The following is a 19,926-nucleotide window of genomic DNA, read 5'->3' on the forward strand; positions in this document are numbered from 1 at the left end:
ATAACTTAAATCCAGCTAATCAATTGCTCTTTGATGAGTATGATTTAAACTTACCGCAATCCGGCGACGGTCGCAAATAATTTTCCTGACTTTGGACCGATTAACGGTTAAAATCGCACCCGGGCGTGGTGCCGGGCCAGCGCCAGTGCCAGTTTAGTCGGCTGGTGCTGGCAATCCCGCAACCAGCGGGCCGCTGGCGTTTGTTCCGGGTGAGCCAGGCGACTGCGAACGACCCAACTGGCGGTCTGAAACGCCGGCACCCCCAACTGGACGACCAGCTGATCAAATTGTGCTAACAACCAGCGGCCCTCCGCCAACTGTGCCGTTTCGGCTGTGGGTCGTTCAAGGGCAACTTGGCGGTTCAGTTGCTCACCGTAGTGGATGGCCGCCGCTACGTTTTGCGGGGCCGGTAAACTTAACATCAATAAAATAAAACCGTGCAAAAAATCGAGTTGCACCTGGTCGACCCCCAGTGGATCAAACGGATTGAGGTCAAAGTTTCGTAGTTCGAGGTAGTCGATGCCGGTAGCGGCTAAATCCGTGACCGCGTGACCACCGCGCAAGCTTACCTGGCCGTAAAAGGCCTTTTCCGCGCCCAGTTGCCCGGTCGCAACCAGGTGCTTGAGGTCGGTAACGTAAGCCGCCACCGAGCAATACGAAACCTGAAGCCGGCTTAAATTCGTGTAACCAAAGGGACTGTTCCGAATACTGCGCACTGGCTCGGCTGGTCCGGTGTGCGTTAACAAGCGCGGCCAACGCGTCGGACTGGCCCCGAAAGCGTAGGTCAGTAACCACCGGTAACGCAAATAATTTTGGGCAACGTGCAAATAAAGTTGGTTCTGGAACTCGCGCCGGTTCATCGGGCCCGCCTGCTGAGCAAACAATTGGTCTAATAACGCCGCACTAAAACCAACGTTGACGTGCAAGCCACTGATCATTTGCCGGCGACGGCCGCCGCGCCTAGCCAGTTGCTGACGGTACGCGAACGCTTGCGGACTCAACTTGGCAATCACAATGGCTTCACTCGCCCGCGGTAACGTGGGCGGCATACTCAGCGGCCAAATTAGTTCCGTCGGTCTTAACTGGCTACTGACGCCGTGTTGAATCCGTGCCAACGCGGCTAAGGCAGCGTTCGTACTCGTCATTGTGGGGGTGACTAGTTCTAACTGGGTCTCAGCAAAGTCGCGGGTAAGTCCGCGAACCGGTCGGGGCACGGCCGTTGCTAAGTCGCGCCGCGCCAGTTGCCCCGTGGACGTCACCCGTTGCCCTTCACGCTCGATTCCAATTGTTAACCCAGTCACCGGTGTGCGGTGTGCCGCCCTCAATAAAGCTGCCTGATAATCCGTACTCGTCACCCCCGATAAATAACATGCCGTTATCTTAGCATATTCCGGCAGCCAACCGAACCTCCAAGCCCACGTAAATTTCAGTGGCTTACCAACCCAAAAAACGCCGCTCCCAGAATTAGTCCGGGAACGGCGCCACTAAAGCTTAATTCAGCTAAATTTTATAGTAATTCGGCGAAGACGTCTTCCTGGGAGTTCATGTAATTTTCGCCCGGTTTGATTTCCGTCATCTTAACGCCGGCTAACGCCCGTTGCATTAAACCGTCAACGTCGATGCGTTGTTCATAGGCGCGTGCCCGGTCCAGTTTCGGGTGGGTCTTCGGTGCCGGTGGCGCAAAGATCGTACAGCAGTCTTCGAACGGCATGATCGACAAGTCGTACGTATCAATGTCTTCCGCAATCTTAATGATTTCGGTTTTATCCATCGAAATGACTGGCCGTAAGACCGGCAAGCTGGTGACGTCGTTAATCGCCACCATGCTGTCCATCGTCTGCGACGCCACTTGACCAAGTGATTCCCCGTTGAAAATGGCCTTACCGTTGCGTTTACGGGTCATCGCGTCCATCAAGCGCATCATTAAGCGCCGTTGAACCGTCATCAGATACCCTTCCGGCACCTTCTCCTTGATTTCTTCTTGGATTTCGGTGAACGGAATCTGAATGAACTTCACACTACCGGAGAAGCTGGCGAGGGTTGATGCCAACTGCTTGGCCTTAGCCAACGCCTGTTCACTGGTATATGGCGGACTGAAGAAGTGCACCATTTCCATATTAACGCCGCGCTTCATCCCGAGGTAGCCGGCAACCGGTGAGTCAATCCCGCCGGAAAGCATCAACATCCCCTTACCAGCCGTACCAACCGGTAACCCGCCGGCACCCTGGATCGTTTCGGAAGACAGGAAAATCCCGTTCATCCGGACTTCAACGCGTAAGACGATGTCTGGTTGCTTCATTTTGACTTTAATACCAGGAACGTGGTCTAAGATTTGGCCCCCGACCATGTCGTTAATTTCGTTCGTATCGTATTCGAACTTGTGGTCCGAACGACGGGTGTTGATCTTAAAAGTCATTCCCGCTTTGAACTGAGCCTTAACCATTTCAATGGACGTGGCGTAAACCGCGTCCATGTCTTGGTCGACCCGAATACTTGGTGAGAAATTTTGAATCCCAAAGACCAGCTTCAAGCGGTCCATGACTTTACTCGAATCCTCACCATTCAACATAATGTGCATCCGGTCACGGTTAGCGTGAACCTTCAACTCGGGAAAATCGTGCAAAGCTTTGCGAACGTTACGGCCCAAACTGTCGATAAAGTTCCGCCGGTTTTTCCCTTTGGTCGACAGTTCGCCGTAACGCACCATGATTTCAGTGTATTGCATGAAAGGTCATTCCTTCTTTCTTAAAAGCTGCCGTCATTAAGCGTCCGCATTAATTTTTGAAAACTTCTGGTAAAGGTCGTCAAAAACTTTAATAAATTGGTCGGCTTCAGCCAGGGTGTTGTTTTCATCCAAACTGATCCGCACCGCGCTGGTCGCCACGTTTTCTTGAATGTGCATCGCCATCAAGGTGCTGGACGCCAAGTGTTTCTTTGATGAGCAGGCACTGGTCGTCGAAATAAAGATGTCGCGGTCTTCAAAGGCGTGGACGATGGTCTCACCGCGAACACCGTTGATCGTAAAACACAGGATGTGCGGCGCAAAGCCGGCATTCGTTTGGCTAAAAATCGTGACCTTCGGGAAGGTCTTGATGTGGTCGTAAATCCGCTGCTTAATTGCGCGTTCACGCGCCACCTTATCCGCTTCATCGGTTAAGAGTAGCCGTAATGCCTTGGCCATCCCCGCAATCGCCGGTAAGTTCTCGGTCCCCGAACGGGCGTTACTTTCCTGACCACCACCAGTCATCAGTGGTGCTAACTTGCGGCCTTGACGGGCGTAAATAAAGCCGATGCCGCGCGGGGCGTGGAATTTGTGGCCGGAAAAGGTGACAAAGTCGACCCGGTCGTTCATGATCATGTCCTGAATACCCTTACCGATGCCCTGGACAGCGTCGATGTGAAAGTGGATTTTCGGGTACTGCTTCAACACGTCAGCAACTTCTAGCAACGGTTGGATCGTCCCGATTTCATTATTGACCGCCATCGTGGAAACCAGGATGGTGTCGGGCCGAATCGCCGCCTTTAAATCCGCCGCGCTAATGCGCCCCTCGGCGTCGACCGGCAAGTAGGTGACCTCGTAGCCGAGCGTCTTTAACTGTTCCATTGAATTATGGATTGCCGGGTGTTCGACCGCGGTCGTGATTAGGTGCTTACCAAACGACCGTTTTTCCATCGCCGTCCCCTTCACGACCCAGTTATCACCCTCGGTCCCCCCAGAGGTGAAGAAGATTTCGTTGGGTTTGGCCCCAATCAAAGTGGCAATTTGTTGCCGCGATTGTTCCAGCAAATGGTAGGCGTTTTCGCCGAACCGGTGCAAACTGGACGGGTTACCCCAAATTTGCTGGGAAACCTTCGTATACGTATCTAGTACGGCCGGTGCCGCTTGGGTGGTCGCACTATTGTCAAAATAAATCATTTCTGTGCCTTCACTTTCTAACAAAGCAGTGCCACGCACTTACTTCCAATAAGAATTCTTTGCAATTATACCAAATAATACCTACGAAACAAGTTCTTTTGTTCGCCGGCAATCAAAAACAGCCCTTCAAGCGACCCGCTCGAGGGACTGTTTTAAAACAACCGGTCAGCCTTCCTGCTTAACCCGTTCCGCCTGTTTTTGGGCGTAATAACTGTCTTCAATGCGTTTATAAGCGCCCTGATCGACCTTATCGATCGCGGTGGCAATCGTCTCTAAACTCCCGGCGTAATCGAACTTTTCGTTGAAGAGCCGTTGAGCCGCTTCACTGGCTTGCTTAACGTCTTCGTTATTGGTCTTATAACGGTTCGCATATTGCAACAGCTGTTCAGCCATCAACGCGGCGTCGGTCAGATCAGCGGTCTTTTCCTTCAAGGTCGCCATGTCGGCCTGAATAACAATCAGTTGCTTGGTGATATCGTCCATGTTGATGACCAACTTATTAATATCGTGGTCCAACCGTTCAATTTCTTTCGACACCACTTGGAAATAATCCAGGTAATCCTTTGGCAAGCCCGGCAGGTTCAAATTCTCAACCTGCCGCTTAACGGCGTGAATTTCGAAGTCAAAGCGTTGCAAGGTCTCGTGGGCCTTGGATTCTTCAGCCGTCAAGTTAGCTACGCCGTCGTTAATGGCTACCTGTTCTTCTTCGATTCCCTTTAACTGCTTATCTTGGTCTTCGAAGTGGGCGGCGATTTCACTGTAAACCGCCTGCTTGCTAGTCAGGGCCGTCGTATCTTCCTGATAAACCGACTCGATGCCCTTCAACTGTTCATTCAGTTCACGGGTCCGTTCGACTTCGTGGTCGTTCAAAGTGTAACTCTGTGCCAGCCGATCCAGTTCGATTTGGAGGCGGTGATTTTGATTAGTCGCATGGGTCAGAAACTGGCTAATCTCATCGCGCCGCTTATCCACGACCTGCTTAGCATCCAGTTCAACTTGCATCACGTCGTAGAGGTGGTCGATCCGCTTTTCAATCGCGTGGTTGCCATTTTCAGCGTCGGAAACCTTCAACTCACCCAACAAGTTGATGTTATCATCAATGGCTTGCCGCAGCGCCGTAATTTCCGGCTTGATCGAGTCAATTGGGAAATGGAAGTGCTGGTCGACCAATTGTTGGTAGCCACTAGCCAGTTCGTCCAGTTGGTCGGGAAAGCCACTGACTAAATCCTTATAAATCGGTGGGACCCGGTCAATATCCATCTCAAGTGAGCCGGTATCGTGGTGTAACTGGTCGAGCACCTTTTCAGCCGCGTCGTGGTCGCCCGACTTAGCGAGTTGTGAAAACTGGTCGAAGTCGCTTTCCAAGTTGGATAAACGGTCCTCCAACTTATCAATGCTCGGGCCAAACGAGAAGTTTTGTGACAATAACGTCTTGCGTAAACTCTGGTACTTCTTTTCAAGGCTGGCAACCGCTTGCCGGTGGGCCTCATCCGCATCGTCCAAGGCTTGTAACCCCTGGCGGATTTCGCCTTCCTTAGCCTCGATGGCCGTTAATTGGTCGGCCACCTGCTTAAGCCCCTGCTTAGCTGCCAGAAATTTAACGTTATGGGCGGCCGTACTAATCGTAGTTAACTGTTCACTAACGGCGGGTAATTGATCAGCCTCAACTTGGTGACCCTCAGTTTGCAACGCTTCCAGCTTGGCCAACGAACCGCCCGTTAGGCCTAACTGTTCTATTTTTTCGAAATCGGTTGTCTGCATTTGTTGAACTAACGCTTCGTGTTGCTCAGTCAATTGGCGGACTTGTTTATCTATGTATACCTGAAAGCCCTTGACCGCGGCGTAAATCACAATTGCAACAACCACAATGCCGATTGCTACTTGCATATGAATACCCCTTACCTTAATTTATTCCGTTTTAATTGCGGTACGCGTTCACCCTGTCGAACAGCGACCTTGCATTTTTCTGAAAATCCAATTAAAATCTACCTTAAATTATAACATAGTCATAACTGGCTAACAGTATCAATTTATGAAGTTTATAGGAGGATTTTCACTATGGCAACCACCGCACCATCATTGATGAATCAACAACTCGACGCGCTCCTGTACCAAGAAACAAACCTCGTGGCGAACTTAGCCAACGCCAGTGCCCTACTCAACAGTACCTACGACGATTTGAACTGGGCTGGCTTTTACCTTTATAACGAGACGACCGGTGAACTGGACCTGGGACCGTTTCAAGGTAAGGTTGCCTGCATGCACATTAAGGTCGGCGCCGGCGTGGTCGGGACCGCTTACGACACCCAAACTAACCAGCGGGTCCAAGACGTTCACCAATTCCCCGGCCACATTGCCTGCGACAGCGCCAGCAACTCGGAAATCGTGATCCCAATTACTAAGGATGGTCGTAAAATCGGGGTGCTCGACGTTGATTCACCGTCATTGGACCGTTTCAGTGCCGAAAATGAAGCCGAATTAAGCGAATTCGTGGCAATTCTCACCAATCACATTGACTAACTAGCTGGTTCCATGTTATGCTACTCTTTGTGTAAAATAACGCAGCAGTGAGTGGGTAAGCTCGTCAACAGATTGGTGCCACCCAGTGGTCAGTTAGTAACCTGCGGCTGCAATGGTGAACCCTGCAGTCCGATCTGAACGAATATCGAACTTACATCGGCCTTATTTTACTCCAACTAAATATATTGGAGGAAACAATTTATGTCTCGTTATACAGGTCCAAGTTGGAAAGTTTCCCGTCGTTTGGGAATGTCCCTTTCCGGTACTGGTAAAGAATTAGCTCGTCGCCCTTACGCACCTGGTGATCATGGCCAAGGCCGTCGCGGTAAGCTTTCAGAGTACGGTACGCAATTACGCGAAAAGCAAAAGTTACGGATGATGTACGGTTTATCCGAACGTCAATTTGCCAACTTATTTATCAAAGCTGGTAAGATTCGCGAAGGTAAGCACGGTGTTAACTTCATGATCTTACTTGAATGTCGTTTGGATAACATGGTTTACCGTTTAGGTTTAGCCACGACTCGTCGTCAAGCACGTCAATTAGTTAACCATGGTCACATCACCGTTGATGGCAAGCGCGTTGACATTCCTTCATACGAAGTTAGTGTTGGCCAAGTTATCTCCGTTCGTGAAAAGTCCAAGAAGTTAACGGTTATCACTGAAGCCGTTGAAGCCGTTGTTGCACGTCCTAACTTCGTGCAATTCGACGCTGACAAGCTTGAAGGTTCATTAATTCGTTTACCAGAACGTGAAGAACTTGAAGCCGACATCGACGAATCACTGATCGTTGAATACTACAACAAACTTTAATTAGGTTAATCGGATCGCTTCGTTGCGATTTCAACCTTAAAACCGCGACCCAAGGCAACTTGGATCGCGGTTTTTTTGACGTTATTTTGGCTGACGGACGGCCGCCATTAATGGCTGGTAAACTGGTACTAACTCGTTTAAGGTTGCCGTAAGGACGGTCGCCCACTCCGCGGGATGGTCGAACTGCGGGTCATCAACGGCCCAACTACGTCCCACTACCAGTTCACTGTGCTTATAGCGTTGAAACTTCGCCAGTGCCGCCTGGACGTTGTTCGCGGTTGCGGCCCGCGTTAGCGGTTGACCGTGGTTGGTCGCTAGTTGTAACTCCGGTGCAACCGGTGTGAAAATTGTTGTTAAGTCGGCTGGCGTGAGCGCCGCTTGAACCTTGGGCTTACACTCGTCTAACACGTCGAGGTACAAAAATAAGCGGTCAGGCCACAACCCGAGTTCGAAGTGCGGCCAACCCTTATACCCACGCTGATTATGGCTAAACGCGACCCAGGTATCGACCGGTGGGTTCTTAAAGCGCCGCAAGTGCTTAGCCACGTGGGCGTAAAACGGCTGGCCAGTCACCGCCGTTAATTCGGTAACCAACTGCGGTGCCAGCGCCTCGAACTTCGGGTCGATCACCGTTTTAATCAAGTGCATCCGGCCCGCCAACGTTGGGTCGTTAAAAATATCAAAGTCGCTCCGGGTAAACATCTAAATTCCCCCTTTTACTTGGTTCTAACCATACGCTAATCCCCCGCCGCCGTAAAGTCAGCTGCCACGGATATTCATCGCTATTCACCGGCGAACATGCTACAATGAATGAATAGTCAAAGAAAGGATGTTAGACAATGGCTACTAATGAACAAGAACCGGTCGACCGTATTCAGACCGCCATGCACGGGACGCCAAAGCTGCATCCCGACGAACAGCGTAAGTACCTCGGGACTTTTCGTGAACGCGTCGAAGTTGCGGTCACCGTCTACCAGCTCAAGCGGGCGCACTACGTTGATGAACTTAAACGGGCGTTTGCTGAGCACCCCGAAGATAAACTCTACATCAACGGTAACCTGGACCAGGATTTCATCGGGCCCTACATTAAAGCAGCTAGTCAAGCGGGGATTCAGTTCACCATCAAGACCGATGACATTTACCGCACCGATGATGAGAACTACGCCCTGGTCCTAACCGCCGATCACGCCGTTAACCGCGACGTCATCGACATTCAAAAACGGTATCAGACCCAAGCTGCGCCGAAACAGGACGCGCCGCACGGCCTACTTAATAAACTAAAACACTTATTTTAATAAAAAAACCTCGGTGTAACTAAAAAGAGTGTGACAAAAGTCGGTTAGCTGGTGAGCATAACGGCGTGAGTCAAATAATCCTGGGCTTGGATTGTTTGACTTACGGGGTTAAGCGGAGCCAGTTGACTTTTGGCGCACGTTTCGACTATCATTATTCCGAAACGTAAAGCAGCTGTGACGCTTGTCACAGCTGCTTTACGCTTCCATCCAATAATTGTTGTCCCGTCGGCCAAAAGTCAGCCCCCATTTTTTAGGCATGTCTTAGCTAGCGGGCGCGTATCAACCCAATCAGGCTCATCGTAAGCATTGCAACCACGACCACACCAATGATTACCGCTGACACCATCGGAACCGTTAAAATGCTGAGTAACAGCAACACCCCACTGCCGACTAACAAGTAGGCAAAGCGGTACTTCCAATATTGCCAGGCTTCGGGGTGTAAGTTGAAGCCGCGGTGCATCCGCTGGTAGGCGGTTGCCGAAACCGTTGGCAAGTAGTTGCCCATTGCGATAAAGACCACGCCAACCATGCTAATACTGATTCGCCAAATATCGACCAGGTGACCCAAATTATAAGCAATCGTCATAGTGTAGGTCACGACCGCAATCAGGGGAACGATCCAGATGACCACCCGTTCAAAGCGCGGCGCCGCCCCCTTGTGTTTGGCGTTCAGGTGGGTCATCGTCACCGAAAAGAGCTGAATGGCAATCATCAGTAGCGGTAAGCCAAAGACCGCCACCGGTTTCGTCATGAAGCCGTCCGGATGGAGGTCCGAACCACCAAAATGGGTCGCCATTAAATTCGGTAGCGCCCGGTAATTCCAAATCCCATAAACCATTGGCAATAAAATCACCACGTAACTTAACCAAGCTTGCACTTTAATCTTCATCCTGACTGCCTCCCATCGCACCCATCCGGTAAATCCAAGTCAACATCTCTTCAAACACACTGGTATTCAGTTCGTAATACACAAAGTTTTTTTCCTTAGTCGTATTAACTAATCCTGCAGCTTTCAATAATTTTAAATGGTACGACACGGTCGCCTGACTCAGTTGAAAGGCCGCCGCAATCTCCCCCGCCGACTGCCGGTGGCTTTTCAACCCCTCTAAAATTTGGCGGCGTACCGGGTCGGCAATTGCTTTAAACGTCTGGTTCAACGCCATCCACCGTCACCTCAATCTATTTAGAGCTTTATCTAAATAGATTATACCACCTTTTCAGCTTTAATCCACTCTATTTAGATTTTTTTCGAAATAGGGTTCCAAAAAAGTGACCGGTATTACCGGTCGCTTTTACTAATTAGTTATCAGAATCCTCGGGGTCCGCAAACAGCGCCGTCAATAAATCGTCGGCGACCGGCTGGGCATCGCCAAAGGACGGAAAGGCGTGCGGATAAAGTGCCGGGGTGGCGTGAACACCTAAGAAGACCGCCATTTCGGGATGGTCAGCCGTCAGCTCCGCGTAAAGGTTCGGCATCACAACGTCAAATCCCGCAACCCGTAGACCGAGCGTCCCCGCCAACTTTTCAACCGCCTGAACGTACGACGGGTGCACTTCGGTCGTGACGTCCAACAAGTCCGCTCCGTTGGTAAAGGTCGCGTCTTCGCGCAGCAACACCTGACTGCCGCGCCCGACGACCGTCTCCAAGTCCATCTGGTAGGCCGCCAACCGGTAACGCTCGATTGTCCCGAGCTTAATGGTCGTCTGTGGGTGGCTTCCCGCGTCACCCCGTAACGGGCGGCCGTTTTTGCGGTCTAGCAAAGTTTGAATCGGCGTACGGCCATCACCCACCACGTTGGCAGGAATCCGCTCAGCTACCGCGCGGACCTTGCCGTCGATGACTAAGAACCGGTAACTAGCCCCAACGATGACTTCTTCGGCCATCACCGCGCGGGTCTGTTCGAAGAGCTGGTGAACGACCCGTTCGAATAACTCGCGTTTCGGCATGATTCGAAACACCGCGACAATGTCCGGTTCATCGGCCGCTTTCAACACGATGCCACCTTCCTGCGCGAAACGGTCGTAATCATCGATCAGCTGGTTAGCCGTATGGTAAGTCTGCGATGCTGGAACTTGCACGCCGTGTTCGGCCAGCAATTGTTTGGCCGCTGCCTTATGCGGCAAGGCACTGGTTAGCGCCTGAGGGTTCAAATCGGTGCCACTACCTGCAACTAACAAGCGGGTCGTCTGCCCAGCCGTCAGCCGTAAAATATTCGCCCGTGTATCAACCACGTTCACCCGAATGCCACGGGCCAGCGCCCGTTCCACCACTAGTTGACTGGATAAGTCCAGCGCACTGAATCCGGGAAGCTGGAACGGCGTTGCCGTGGCATCCGCCTGAAAACCAGCGGCCTGTTGATTAGCCCAGGCCAAGGGATCCGGCGCCATGGCCACCGTTGCACTCAGCGTCCGTTTCGGGTCTGCGACCCGTTTCTTCAAGGTATCGATCAGCGTGGCGTTGCGTTCCGGCAAACCGTTTGCGGTCACAAAGTGGCGTAACGCGCCCAGCACTTGTTCAGCCGGCACCGCTTGGGCACTAGCCGTCGTCGGGTTTTCACTGGTGACCTGTTCCAGCAATTGACGCGCCTGTTGGTTCACTTGGGGCACCATTTTGGCCGGTAACGCCGGCATCATGGCAAAGTAACTCGCCAACAAGCGGATAAATTCAACCGCCTTTTGATCAACCCCGACCGCACTGTTGGGATCCAAGTCGAGGCCTTGGAATTCCAAGTAGTACACACCGTTAGTCGCGAGGTCGGCTAACGCCCCGTTGCCCCGAAAGCGGACCGGGCCGGCAAAGTCATCGGTGGCCATTAACTGGCCGGCGGTGACTGCCTGCTCTAAGCTGGTCACGTAACTGGCTAAGGTGCTGTAATCCGCACTGACCTGTCCGTACCGGCCGCTCGTCCCGTGAACGCTGCTCCGTTGCCGCTTGGAACGCCGGTCGGTAAAGTTCAAAGCCGGCGTCGCCCCAAAGAGGTATTGGATCAACCAGTTCATCCGTACCAGTCCCTGGGCAACTTTCACGTATAGCGCGTTGCGAAAGGCCACGTAACTGGCATACTGCCGGTGAAAAGTCTCCGTAAATAGGCGTAATAACAACTGTTCGTTAAAACTCAGGTTGACGTGCACCCCGCTGGTCATGAGTTGCCGCACGTTATACTTGCGGGCCTGCGCGCGCCGGTATTTCAAGTCGTCAGCGTCACTGGCAGTCAGCGCAATTTCACTTAACTTTGCGGGTAACACCGGGTTACTCGATAACGGCCACAGTAAGTCGCCTGCCGGTAACGCCCGCCGCGCCGTTGCGTTCAGCCCGGTTAAGTAGGCCATCAGCGCACTGACATCGCGCATCGCCGGGGTCGTTAGTTTCACTTGCGACTGCGCGAAACCGGCCCGTAATTGTCGGTTAGCGGAACGGGTCCAGGCTGCCGGAACCGCCTGCGTCGATAGTTGACCGTCCGAGGCGACCCGTTGCATCGTCACTTCCAACCCTAAATTTGAATGGCTGACGAGTGGTACCAAGTGGCTCGTCTTAATTGCTTTTCCAATTGCATCTAATTCCATTTAGATCAATCCAATCGTTTATTTCTACTGACTTCGGTCCTGAACCAATCGTTCGGTGTCCAGTTACTCTAAATGCTATAATAGTTTAGACCAATTTTGCAAGGGGGAGATACTCAGGATGCAACAACCATTAGCTTACCGGATGCGCCCGAAGACGATTGAAGACGTGGTCGGCCAACAACAACTTGTCGGTCCCGGTAAAATCATTGCCCGGATGGTCAAGGCCAAGCGCCTGTCATCGATGATCTTATACGGCCCACCCGGCACTGGTAAAACCAGCATTGCGAGTGCCATTGCCGGTTCGACCAAGTACGCCTTCCGGATGTTAAACGCCGCGACTGATAGTAAAAAGCAGTTGCAGATCGTCGCCGAAGAAGCCAAGATGAGCGGGACCGTTATCCTACTCTTAGACGAAATTCACCGGTTGGATAAAACCAAACAAGATTTTTTACTGCCCCACTTAGAAAGTGGCCGCATCATTTTAATCGGGGCCACCACCGAAAATCCGTACATTAGCATTAATCCGGCCATCCGTAGCCGGACCCAGATTTTCCAAGTGTTCCCACTGACCGCTGCCGATATCGAACGGGCCGTCAAACGTGCACTGAAAGACTCAACTAACGGCTTGGGTCAGTACGCGGTCCAATTAGACGATGGCGCCCTGCACCACCTCTGCACCGCAACCGGAGGCGACCTGCGCAGTGCCCTGAACGGTTTAGAGCTAGCGGTACTCTCGTCAACGCCGGACGCGGCGGGGAAGGTTCACATCACCCAGCCCGTTATTGAGGAGTGCTTACAAAAAAAGGCGTTATCCGCCGACAAGGACGGTGACGCCCACTACGACGTCATCTCGGCCTTTCAAAAGTCGATTCGCGGTTCCGACGCTAACGCCGCCTTACACTACTTAGCTCGGCTAGTTGAAGCCGGCGACCTCAAAAGCATCATGCGGCGCTTAATGGTGATTGCCTACGAAGACGTTGGCTTAGCTAACCCGGCCGCTTGCGCCCACACGGTGGCGGCGGTTCAGGCTGCTGACCAACTCGGCTTTCCGGAAGCCCGGATTCCGTTGGCCGACGCCGTCATCGAATTAGCGTTGTCCCCTAAGTCCAACTCGGGCATCAGCGCAGTGGACGCCGCCCTAGCCACCGTCCGGCAGGGCCACTTCGGCGATATCCCGGCCAACTTAAAGGATGCCCACTACCAGGGAGCGGCTAAATTAGGCCACGGGGTCGGTTACGACTTCCCCCACGACCACCCTGGCGACTGGGTCGCCCAGCAGTACTTGCCCGATCCAATCAAGCACGCGACCTATTACCAACCGAAAACGAACGGTCGCTACGAAAAAGCGCTGGCCGAACAATACGAGAAATTATTAAAGGCCAATGCCGGTAACCGCTAACAAACGGTCACTAACGGCAATAATTGCAACTTTTATTTTAATATGCTAGACTATAAGTCGAAATTACTAAGGTGTACGCATTGCCCTAAAAAAAGTGTTGCCGAACAAGTAATATCACTTTGGGACGAGTGTTAGCTAGTTATCATAACAAGCCTTTTCCTTTGGTAGTTAGAGGACTAGTCAGCTCATCCCACCTGCGTTGAAGCGGGTCAATACTGAAGGGCGGTTAACGGCACTACTAGTTTTTCCGGAAGGTAACTTCCGTCGGTCAGGATGCGTCCTGGCCGTTTTTTTATCCGCTCTGCGGACTAGGAGGAATTTTCTTGATTCAGTTATTATTGATCGTCTACACCCTAATCGCGGCCTGGGTCAGCTACTACTTATTGACCCACCAAGCACGCCGTTTCCTAATTTTCGACCCGACCCGTAATCCGGCCGTCAAGACGACCGCCCGCGTCGGTGGCAGTTGCATGTTGCTGGTAGCAATCGGTAGCGCCGTCACCATCTTTACCCAGAGTACCGTTTGGATTGCCATCGTACTAGCAGCCGGCTGTTTAGTGATGATGGCAATCGGCCTGGTTCTCTTGAGTTTTATGCAAATCTGAAAGAAAACGCTTTTTATTTGTTTCGAAAACCTTTACAATAAAGGTATAAAGTATTGAGGGGTGAGAATCATGTTACAACAATACCTACACATTTTAGTTCCCGTTGACGGTTCTTACGAAGCAGAGTTAGCGTTCAAGAAAGCCGTTGCCGTTGCAAAGCGGAACGGCCCGTTAGCATCCGTCCACATGGTCCACGTTGTGGATACCCGTGCTTTTCAGAACATTTCCAGTTTTGACACCACGATGGTTGAACAGGTGACCGATACCGCCCAGAAGACTTTGGATAAATACGTTGCCGAAGCCCACGAAGCCGGCTTGGATAACGTCGACTATTCCATTGAATACGGGGCACCCAAGACGATCATTGCGCGTGACGTGCCTAAAGACCTGAACATCGACTTAATCATGATTGGGGCCACCGGTTTGAACGCCGTTGAACGGCTGTTGATTGGTTCGGTGACGGAATACGTGACCCGGATGGCGGTTTGTGACGTGCTCGTTGTGCGGACCGACTTGGAAAACAAACCGGCACCAAAACCTAAGAAGAAATAATCGTTTAAAACTAACTAAAAATCAGCTGAGTGACGAAGCGTTCGTCGTTCAGCTGATTTTTTTAGCTTAAAATTTGCTCATAAAGGGCCCGCCCCAAGTCGCTCATGGCATTAATTTGGGCCTCCCGTTGACCGGCCTCGGCTAGCACCACCACGATAATGGTCCCGCGCTGATTTTGAATGATGGCCGCGTCGTTTTGAACACCGTACGTGTCAAATTCACCGGTTTTATTATAAACGGTGGCCGCGGCCGGTAACGCGTGCGGTAACTTCGTGTGGTTGGCCGTTTGTTTTAAAATTGCTAGCATCGCGCGACTCGCCCGCGCCGAAACCAGCTGGTGATTGGCTAGCCGGCGTAACAGGCTGGCAACGTCGCTGACCGAGGTGACGTTATCGTGACCGGCTTTTAAGGCTGCCGTATCCATCAAATAGCGGTTTAGCTTCGTTTGTCGTAACCCCAGCGCCTTAATCTCGGCGTTGACGGCGTCCAAGCCGCCGACCGCGTGAATCATAATGTTGGACGCCGCATTGTCACTGACCGTAATCATTCGCTGCGTCACGTCACGGTAAGTTAGCCGGGTGCCGGCTGGTAAGCTTTGCAAGGTGCCGGAACCACCGACCTGGTCACTGGTTTTGAGGACGTAGTGTTGGTCCAAATCCAGCTTGCCCGCCGCGACCCGTTGATAAACGGTTGCCAAAATGTACAGTTTGATCACACTGGCCGCGCGCTGGGGCTGATTATGCCAGATGACCGCCGGCTGGCCACTGAGCGGCATGACCGCAACCGCGGTTTTACCGCTCAGCCCGCCCATAGTCGTAGTCACGGTCTTTTGAACGGCAGCTTTAGAAAATGGCAATGTGGTTGCCGCTTTACGGCTTGCTGACTGCGTGGTCACAGCTGATTGTCGGCGTTGATGTACCGTCCGCTTACCCGAATGACGGCTCACAGCCTGCCGATTGCTAACTGGGGATGGCGCCTGTCGATGCCGCCACCCCCAACCACTGACGGCCGCCACCAAGACGACCCCCAATCCAATCAACCAATAACGCTGCTTTTTCATGCTGCTCACGTCCCCTCAACTAATAGTCTTAGTATAGGCGTTGTTTCGGAGCGGCTCAATAGCCATAAAAAAATCTGGCCACGGTTTTCACCGTCACCAGATCAATTCATGCTAACCAGTCAACTTAATTAGGCCTCATTGGCAACCTTTAACGGTGCAATGTGGTAAGCGGCCATCTCTTTAATAATTTTTTGCGTCAACGCTTCGTTATGGGTCACCAGACTCAACGCGTACGCCACGTAGTAATGGTCGTGGGCCGACTGAACGTTATTTAAAACGACTTCGTTAGCCGCCTTTTGCGCGTATAACCGGTCTAACAAGTATAACGACTGACTATCTTGGGCCTTCTTCAACGCTAAGTCAATTAACTCGAGTGCCTCCTCAGGGAAATTGATCTTAGCGTATAGTTGCGCCGCCGAAGCGTAAATCAAAATTTCGTTTTGTAAGTAATCGTCGTCGCCCATTGGCACCGCCTGCGCGTCCATTGAATGGAGCGTGGCGACCGCCTGCTTGACAAAGATTTCTGCTTTATCGTAAGACTGCTTGCGTTCATAAGCTAAGCCGGTACCCAACGTGGCCAGAATGGCAAACATGTCATGACTGGACTTCACGAACTGGTTCAACAACATGCCGAAGTTAAAGATTGCCTCGTCAGCGTTGTCATTTAAGACCAACTGCAAGTAGCCTTCGTAGTAGTAATACTGCTTTTTATCGTTGTTACTGCGTAATTGCTTAGGCCGAATTTTGTCGAAGACTTCCTGGGCCTGCTCAAGTTCCGTATGGCGAATCAAAGAATCAATTTTTTTAAACGTCCGGTATAACTGGTCATCATTTTCAATGATAACTTCTGATAACCGAATACCGAGCCGGTTACATATTTTCATCATGATTTTCATACTTGGAATCTTGCTCTTCTTCTCAATCAAACTGATGGTAGCTTGGGTACAAATACCTTCCGCAAGTTCCTTTTGCGACATGCCTTTGCGCTTCCGAAACTGCCGTACTTTTTCGCCTAATATTCTCATGATAACCCCTCTTTATCTATTGCCTTAAACACTAACTCTTAATTCAACTCACCGGTTCGCACGACCCCACTCGCACGCGAACCGTCGCTAAGCACCTAATCAATCCTTGAAGAGAACGTTTAAATGGTTGAACACCATCTAATTGGGCCATACCAATTACACATATAATTATATTCAGATAATACAATTGACGCAAGACATAACTGTAATTCTTATTTAATATTAAGTTATAGCATGCCGTATAACCGCGGTCATTTATTAATTATCATATCAAGCCGTTTGTTAACCAACTTTATTTAAGGTTAGTTTGCACGTTATCGGTTAATGAAAAGCAACCAATCGGCGTGAAAATCAGCCGGTTAGTTTCAAGCCCGCCACTTCGTATTCGTAATGGAACTAGTTGTTAAACCCTTAATAATTAATCAGGCTTCTAACAATTACCTCAGCTTATTATAACCAAGCTAGACACCAGTTCAGTAATTGATAAAAATAGTAATGTGAGCTGATCGCCGGGACCTGTCCCGAGCGGTTGGTGATCAGACCATCGGCCCCCAGCACCGTTAAGCGTTGCTGGTCCACTAGCCGGTCGACCGTCCAAAAATAAACCGGTTTGCCCGCACGGTGGGCCGCGTTGACCTGCTCACGGCTGGCCGTTAACCCTTGTAAAGAATAGAAGTCAGCAACACTGTGACTGAAATCCGTTAGGTAAAACGGGGTGACAAAGCCGACCCGCACGCGGGCGTCCCGACGCTTAGCCGCCATGATGATCCGGTAGTCCAGTGAATGAACGGCACTACCACGCTGACGAATTTGGTGACCGTAACGGGCAATGAAGGCCCCGGTCAGCTGCTCGGCGTTGGCCACCGCTTTAATTTCAATCAATAACGGTTGGCGTAGCCGTTTAGCAACCGTTGCGTAATCACTAAACGGGCTGAGCTGCCCGCGTCGCCCGTTTTCCCGCAGTGACAACCCACTCAACTGGTTCAAGCGGTAATCGGCGACCGCACCGGAACGCCCCGCCAACGCTTGCAAATTCGGGTCGTGCATCACGACCCAGTGATTATCGGCGGTCGGTTGAATATCCATCTCCACCATCGCCGGTGCGGTCGTCCGCACCGTTTGTTTCAGGGCACTGGTCGTATTTTGAACCCCGTCGTTACCATTAACGCCACGGTGCGCAATCACGGCCGCAACGTGTCCCGGTCCGGGTCGTCCCCACCAGCCGGCAAAGCTAATCGCCGCAATTAGTAACACGACCCGCCCCCAAATACTCGTTCGTGGCAGCTGAGGCCAACCACGGTGCCAGCACCAACTCAACGCACACCAGGTCGCCACTTGGAGACCCGTCATGGCAATGATCAACATGCCGAAGCCAGCTGCTGGCCACCAGCTTTCAACTAGCCAGGTGACCGCCAACCAACCACTCGCAAGGATAACCGCCGCTACTACGACCCAGCTGTAACGGATAAATCGGCGAACAACCGGCCACCACGCCGTCTGCCATCCCTGACGCCAGTACCCGCGCCAGCTGGTTGGTCGGTGCAATTGCTGCCATAGGGCTGGTAACCACTTCAACGAGTAGCCCCATAGCCCCAGCCACAGCACGCTAACGACCGGGAGCCACTGGTAGCGACTCATAAAGAGGGCGTTTTGAAACGCCGCCGGTAGCCGCAAACTAACTTGCAAGGTGGCCAAATAACCACACCACCCCAGCGGTAACCAAATCAAGGCGGTCAGATTGACGAGCGCCCAGATCAGGCCGCGTTGACGCCAGCGCCAGTACCGCGCACCACTAACTTCCGCTAACCACGGTAACCAGCCACTTAGCAGGAGCAGCCCCAATAAACTTAGCGGACCGGCAACCGTTAAGCCGGCGACTTTAACTACCAATGCTAACAACAAGCCGCAGCACCAGGCTCGCGTCCAACGCTTTTGTCTGTCTCCACTAATGAAACCACCCCCTAATAAAAAATGGCTGCGATGAATACCACCATCACAGCCACCCACTTAATTTTAATTATTCGGCGTCCAAGGCCACAAAATCGTAGTGAATCTTGGATTGCCGGGCAAATTCTTCAAACCCGAGCTTGATCAACCGGTCAATCAGCTCACTGTAACCAATCCCGGAAACTTCCCAAAGTTTCGGGTAAAGGCTAATGTTCGTGAAGCCCGGTAAGGTGTTGATTTCACCCAAATACGGTTCACCGTCTTCGGAAACGAGGAAGTCGACGCGGGCCATGCCTTTTAAGCCTAATGCTTTGAACGCCCCGAGTGACATCTCTTGAATCCGTTTCGTTAAGTCGGCTGGTAAATCAACTGGCAACTCGAAGGTCACCCCGCTCGCGTCCACAAACTTATTGTTGTAGTCGTAGAACGTGTCGGTCTTCGGTACGTCGATTGCGCCGAGCTTCGACGCCTGTGGGTCTTCATTACCGAGAATCGAGCATTCCACTTCACGCGGATTGTCGATCGATTGTTCGACCAAAATCTTGAAGTCATACTTAAAGGCGTCCGCTAAGCCGTCCAAGTATTCCTGTTCATTTTCAGCCTTATGAATCCCCACCGACGACCCTTGGTTAGCCGGCTTGATAAAGAGGTGCTCGCCGACCTTTTCCCGCAAATAGGCGTAGGTCATCTGGTCACGATTTTCTGGCGTGACCACGACGTAGGCCGTATTTTGAATGTGGTGATGGGTCAAAATTTGTTTGGTAATGTCCTTGTCAAAGCTAGCTGCCGAGGCCAGTACGCCACTACCAACGTACGGTTTCTTTAATAACTTAAAGAGCCCCTGCAACGTTCCGTCTTCCCCGAGGTTCCCGTGAACAACGGGGTAAAAAATATCAATATCCTTAGCAAGTGCCAAGTTCTTGATGGGTGCTAACGGATCACTCATGTCCATCTTCGGCATTTCTTCAGCAACAACGTCGTCTTCTGGTTCACCATCGAATACGCGCCGGGTGGCCGCATCACTGAGCACGATGCCGTCCTTTGTTAAAAGAAACAGGTCGATATCGTACTTAGATTTGTCCATGGCGTCGTAAATGTTATGGGCGGAGCGCTTCGAAACGTCGTGTTCCGAAGAATTCCCACCAAACAACAGGCCAACGTGGATCTTTTTTTGTGTCTCCATGATTTTGTTCATCCTATCAAGATTTATTTCATACTACGGCTTAATTAATT

Annotated in this window: 18 protein-coding genes; 6 read left to right on the forward strand and 12 right to left on the reverse strand. The window is 51.6% G+C overall.

Annotated elements, in window-relative coordinates:
- Positions 1 to 107: 107 nt before the first annotated feature.
- The 4 genes from FFM82_RS01085 to ezrA form a co-directional block, all read right to left on the reverse strand.
- Positions 108 to 1,355 carry a glutamate--cysteine ligase gene (locus FFM82_RS01085; RefSeq protein WP_225425572.1) on the reverse strand — a complete coding sequence of 416 codons (1,248 nt, stop codon included), beginning with the start codon at positions 1,353 to 1,355 and terminating at the stop codon, positions 108 to 110.
- A gap of 152 nt (positions 1,356 to 1,507) precedes the next feature.
- Positions 1,508 to 2,725, reverse strand: a complete 1,218-nt coding sequence (gene thiI / locus FFM82_RS01090) for a tRNA uracil 4-sulfurtransferase ThiI (protein ID WP_137644021.1) — start codon at positions 2,723 to 2,725, stop codon at positions 1,508 to 1,510.
- A 36-nt stretch (positions 2,726 to 2,761) separates the two neighbouring features.
- Positions 2,762 to 3,916 (reverse strand): cysteine desulfurase family protein, encoded by a 1,155-nt coding sequence (locus FFM82_RS01095; RefSeq protein WP_137644022.1) that lies wholly within the window; start codon positions 3,914 to 3,916, stop codon positions 2,762 to 2,764.
- Between the two features lie 165 nt (positions 3,917 to 4,081).
- Positions 4,082 to 5,803, reverse strand: coding sequence for a septation ring formation regulator EzrA (ezrA, locus tag FFM82_RS01100; RefSeq protein WP_137644023.1), 1,722 nt, complete (start codon positions 5,801 to 5,803; stop codon positions 4,082 to 4,084).
- A gap of 171 nt (positions 5,804 to 5,974) precedes the next feature.
- On the opposite strand from ezrA, the gene msrC reads away from it, so the two are divergent.
- Both msrC and rpsD read left to right on the forward strand, forming a co-directional pair.
- Complete coding sequence (msrC, locus tag FFM82_RS01105; RefSeq protein WP_137644024.1) at positions 5,975 to 6,436, forward strand: free L-methionine (R)-S-oxide reductase MsrC; 462 nt, start codon at positions 5,975 to 5,977, stop codon at positions 6,434 to 6,436.
- Positions 6,437 to 6,637: 201 nt separating this feature from the next.
- Positions 6,638 to 7,246, forward strand: a complete 609-nt coding sequence (gene rpsD / locus FFM82_RS01110) for a 30S ribosomal protein S4 (protein ID WP_137644025.1) — start codon at positions 6,638 to 6,640, stop codon at positions 7,244 to 7,246.
- Between the two features lie 81 nt (positions 7,247 to 7,327).
- Here the strand turns inward: rpsD and FFM82_RS01115 are convergent, their stop codons facing one another.
- Positions 7,328 to 7,948 (reverse strand): DUF1054 family protein, encoded by a 621-nt coding sequence (locus FFM82_RS01115; RefSeq protein ID WP_137644026.1) that lies wholly within the window; start codon positions 7,946 to 7,948, stop codon positions 7,328 to 7,330.
- Positions 7,949 to 8,085: 137 nt separating this feature from the next.
- On the opposite strand from FFM82_RS01115, the gene FFM82_RS01120 reads away from it, so the two are divergent.
- Positions 8,086 to 8,541 carry a YueI family protein gene (locus FFM82_RS01120; protein ID WP_137644027.1) on the forward strand — a complete coding sequence of 152 codons (456 nt, stop codon included), beginning with the start codon at positions 8,086 to 8,088 and terminating at the stop codon, positions 8,539 to 8,541.
- A gap of 265 nt (positions 8,542 to 8,806) precedes the next feature.
- Here FFM82_RS01120 and FFM82_RS01125 read toward each other — a convergent pair whose 3' ends face one another.
- The 3 genes from FFM82_RS01125 to gshAB all read right to left on the reverse strand — a co-directional run bounded on the left by FFM82_RS01125 (position 8,807) and on the right by gshAB (position 12,105).
- Positions 8,807 to 9,430 (reverse strand): DUF1648 domain-containing protein, encoded by a 624-nt coding sequence (locus tag FFM82_RS01125; RefSeq protein ID WP_137644028.1) that lies wholly within the window; start codon positions 9,428 to 9,430, stop codon positions 8,807 to 8,809.
- Positions 9,420 to 9,704: an autorepressor SdpR family transcription factor gene (locus tag FFM82_RS01130; RefSeq protein WP_137644029.1), complete on the reverse strand. Its 285-nt coding sequence runs from the start codon at positions 9,702 to 9,704 to the stop codon at positions 9,420 to 9,422. The genes FFM82_RS01125 and FFM82_RS01130 overlap by 11 nt, the downstream gene beginning before the upstream one ends.
- A gap of 136 nt (positions 9,705 to 9,840) precedes the next feature.
- Positions 9,841 to 12,105: a bifunctional glutamate--cysteine ligase GshA/glutathione synthetase GshB gene (gene gshAB, locus FFM82_RS01135; RefSeq protein WP_137644030.1), complete on the reverse strand. Its 2,265-nt coding sequence runs from the start codon at positions 12,103 to 12,105 to the stop codon at positions 9,841 to 9,843.
- A 118-nt stretch (positions 12,106 to 12,223) separates the two neighbouring features.
- Here gshAB and FFM82_RS01140 point away from each other — a divergent pair, with 118 nt between their 5' ends.
- The 3 genes from FFM82_RS01140 to FFM82_RS01150 all read left to right on the forward strand — a co-directional run bounded on the left by FFM82_RS01140 (position 12,224) and on the right by FFM82_RS01150 (position 14,661).
- Positions 12,224 to 13,504 carry a replication-associated recombination protein A gene (locus tag FFM82_RS01140; RefSeq protein ID WP_137644031.1) on the forward strand — a complete coding sequence of 427 codons (1,281 nt, stop codon included), beginning with the start codon at positions 12,224 to 12,226 and terminating at the stop codon, positions 13,502 to 13,504.
- 323 nt (positions 13,505 to 13,827) lie between these two features.
- Positions 13,828 to 14,109, forward strand: coding sequence for a hypothetical protein (locus FFM82_RS01145; protein ID WP_137644032.1), 282 nt, complete (start codon positions 13,828 to 13,830; stop codon positions 14,107 to 14,109).
- A 69-nt stretch (positions 14,110 to 14,178) separates the two neighbouring features.
- Complete coding sequence (locus FFM82_RS01150) at positions 14,179 to 14,661, forward strand: universal stress protein (protein ID WP_137644033.1); 483 nt, start codon at positions 14,179 to 14,181, stop codon at positions 14,659 to 14,661.
- A gap of 61 nt (positions 14,662 to 14,722) precedes the next feature.
- Here the strand turns inward: FFM82_RS01150 and FFM82_RS01155 are convergent, their stop codons facing one another.
- The 4 genes from FFM82_RS01155 to FFM82_RS01170 all read right to left on the reverse strand — a co-directional run bounded on the left by FFM82_RS01155 (position 14,723) and on the right by FFM82_RS01170 (position 19,876).
- Complete coding sequence (locus FFM82_RS01155) at positions 14,723 to 15,721, reverse strand: serine hydrolase (protein ID WP_137644034.1); 999 nt, start codon at positions 15,719 to 15,721, stop codon at positions 14,723 to 14,725.
- Positions 15,722 to 15,849: 128 nt separating this feature from the next.
- Positions 15,850 to 16,746, reverse strand: coding sequence for a helix-turn-helix transcriptional regulator (locus FFM82_RS01160; RefSeq protein WP_137644035.1), 897 nt, complete (start codon positions 16,744 to 16,746; stop codon positions 15,850 to 15,852).
- A 450-nt stretch (positions 16,747 to 17,196) separates the two neighbouring features.
- On the reverse strand, positions 17,197 to 18,645 hold the full coding sequence (locus FFM82_RS01165; RefSeq protein WP_225425573.1) for a glycerophosphodiester phosphodiesterase: 1,449 nt from the start codon (positions 18,643 to 18,645) through the stop codon (positions 17,197 to 17,199).
- A 118-nt stretch (positions 18,646 to 18,763) separates the two neighbouring features.
- Positions 18,764 to 19,876 (reverse strand): D-alanine--D-alanine ligase family protein, encoded by a 1,113-nt coding sequence (locus FFM82_RS01170; RefSeq protein ID WP_137644036.1) that lies wholly within the window; start codon positions 19,874 to 19,876, stop codon positions 18,764 to 18,766.
- Between the last annotated feature and the right edge of the window lie 50 nt (positions 19,877 to 19,926).

This window comes from Lactiplantibacillus plajomi, from assembly GCF_005405405.1.
Classification (GTDB): Bacteria; Bacillota; Bacilli; order Lactobacillales; family Lactobacillaceae; genus Lactiplantibacillus; species Lactiplantibacillus plajomi.

Bases quoted from the DNA above. Each gene is read 5' to 3' on its own strand.
- FFM82_RS01155 (WP_137644034.1), bottom strand. From the start codon at position 15,721: ATGAAAAAGCAGCGTTATTGGTTGATTGGATTGGGGGTCGTCTTGGTG.
- FFM82_RS01125 (WP_137644028.1), bottom strand. From the start codon at position 9,430: ATGAAGATTAAAGTGCAAGCTTGGTTAAGTTACGTGGTGATTTTATTG.
- FFM82_RS01120 (WP_137644027.1), top strand. From the start codon at position 8,086: ATGGCTACTAATGAACAAGAACCGGTCGACCGTATTCAGACCGCCATG.
- FFM82_RS01160 (WP_137644035.1), bottom strand. From the start codon at position 16,746: ATGAGAATATTAGGCGAAAAAGTACGGCAGTTTCGGAAGCGCAAAGGC.
- FFM82_RS01115 (WP_137644026.1), bottom strand. From the start codon at position 7,948: ATGTTTACCCGGAGCGACTTTGATATTTTTAACGACCCAACGTTGGCG.
- rpsD (WP_137644025.1), top strand. From the start codon at position 6,638: ATGTCTCGTTATACAGGTCCAAGTTGGAAAGTTTCCCGTCGTTTGGGA.
- FFM82_RS01130 (WP_137644029.1), bottom strand. From the start codon at position 9,704: ATGGCGTTGAACCAGACGTTTAAAGCAATTGCCGACCCGGTACGCCGC.
- msrC (WP_137644024.1), top strand. From the start codon at position 5,975: ATGGCAACCACCGCACCATCATTGATGAATCAACAACTCGACGCGCTC.
- FFM82_RS01095 (WP_137644022.1), bottom strand. From the start codon at position 3,916: ATGATTTATTTTGACAATAGTGCGACCACCCAAGCGGCACCGGCCGTA.
- thiI (WP_137644021.1), bottom strand. From the start codon at position 2,725: ATGCAATACACTGAAATCATGGTGCGTTACGGCGAACTGTCGACCAAA.
- FFM82_RS01150 (WP_137644033.1), top strand. From the start codon at position 14,179: ATGTTACAACAATACCTACACATTTTAGTTCCCGTTGACGGTTCTTAC.
- FFM82_RS01140 (WP_137644031.1), top strand. From the start codon at position 12,224: ATGCAACAACCATTAGCTTACCGGATGCGCCCGAAGACGATTGAAGAC.
- FFM82_RS01170 (WP_137644036.1), bottom strand. From the start codon at position 19,876: ATGGAGACACAAAAAAAGATCCACGTTGGCCTGTTGTTTGGTGGGAAT.
- gshAB (WP_137644030.1), bottom strand. From the start codon at position 12,105: ATGGAATTAGATGCAATTGGAAAAGCAATTAAGACGAGCCACTTGGTA.
- ezrA (WP_137644023.1), bottom strand. From the start codon at position 5,803: ATGCAAGTAGCAATCGGCATTGTGGTTGTTGCAATTGTGATTTACGCC.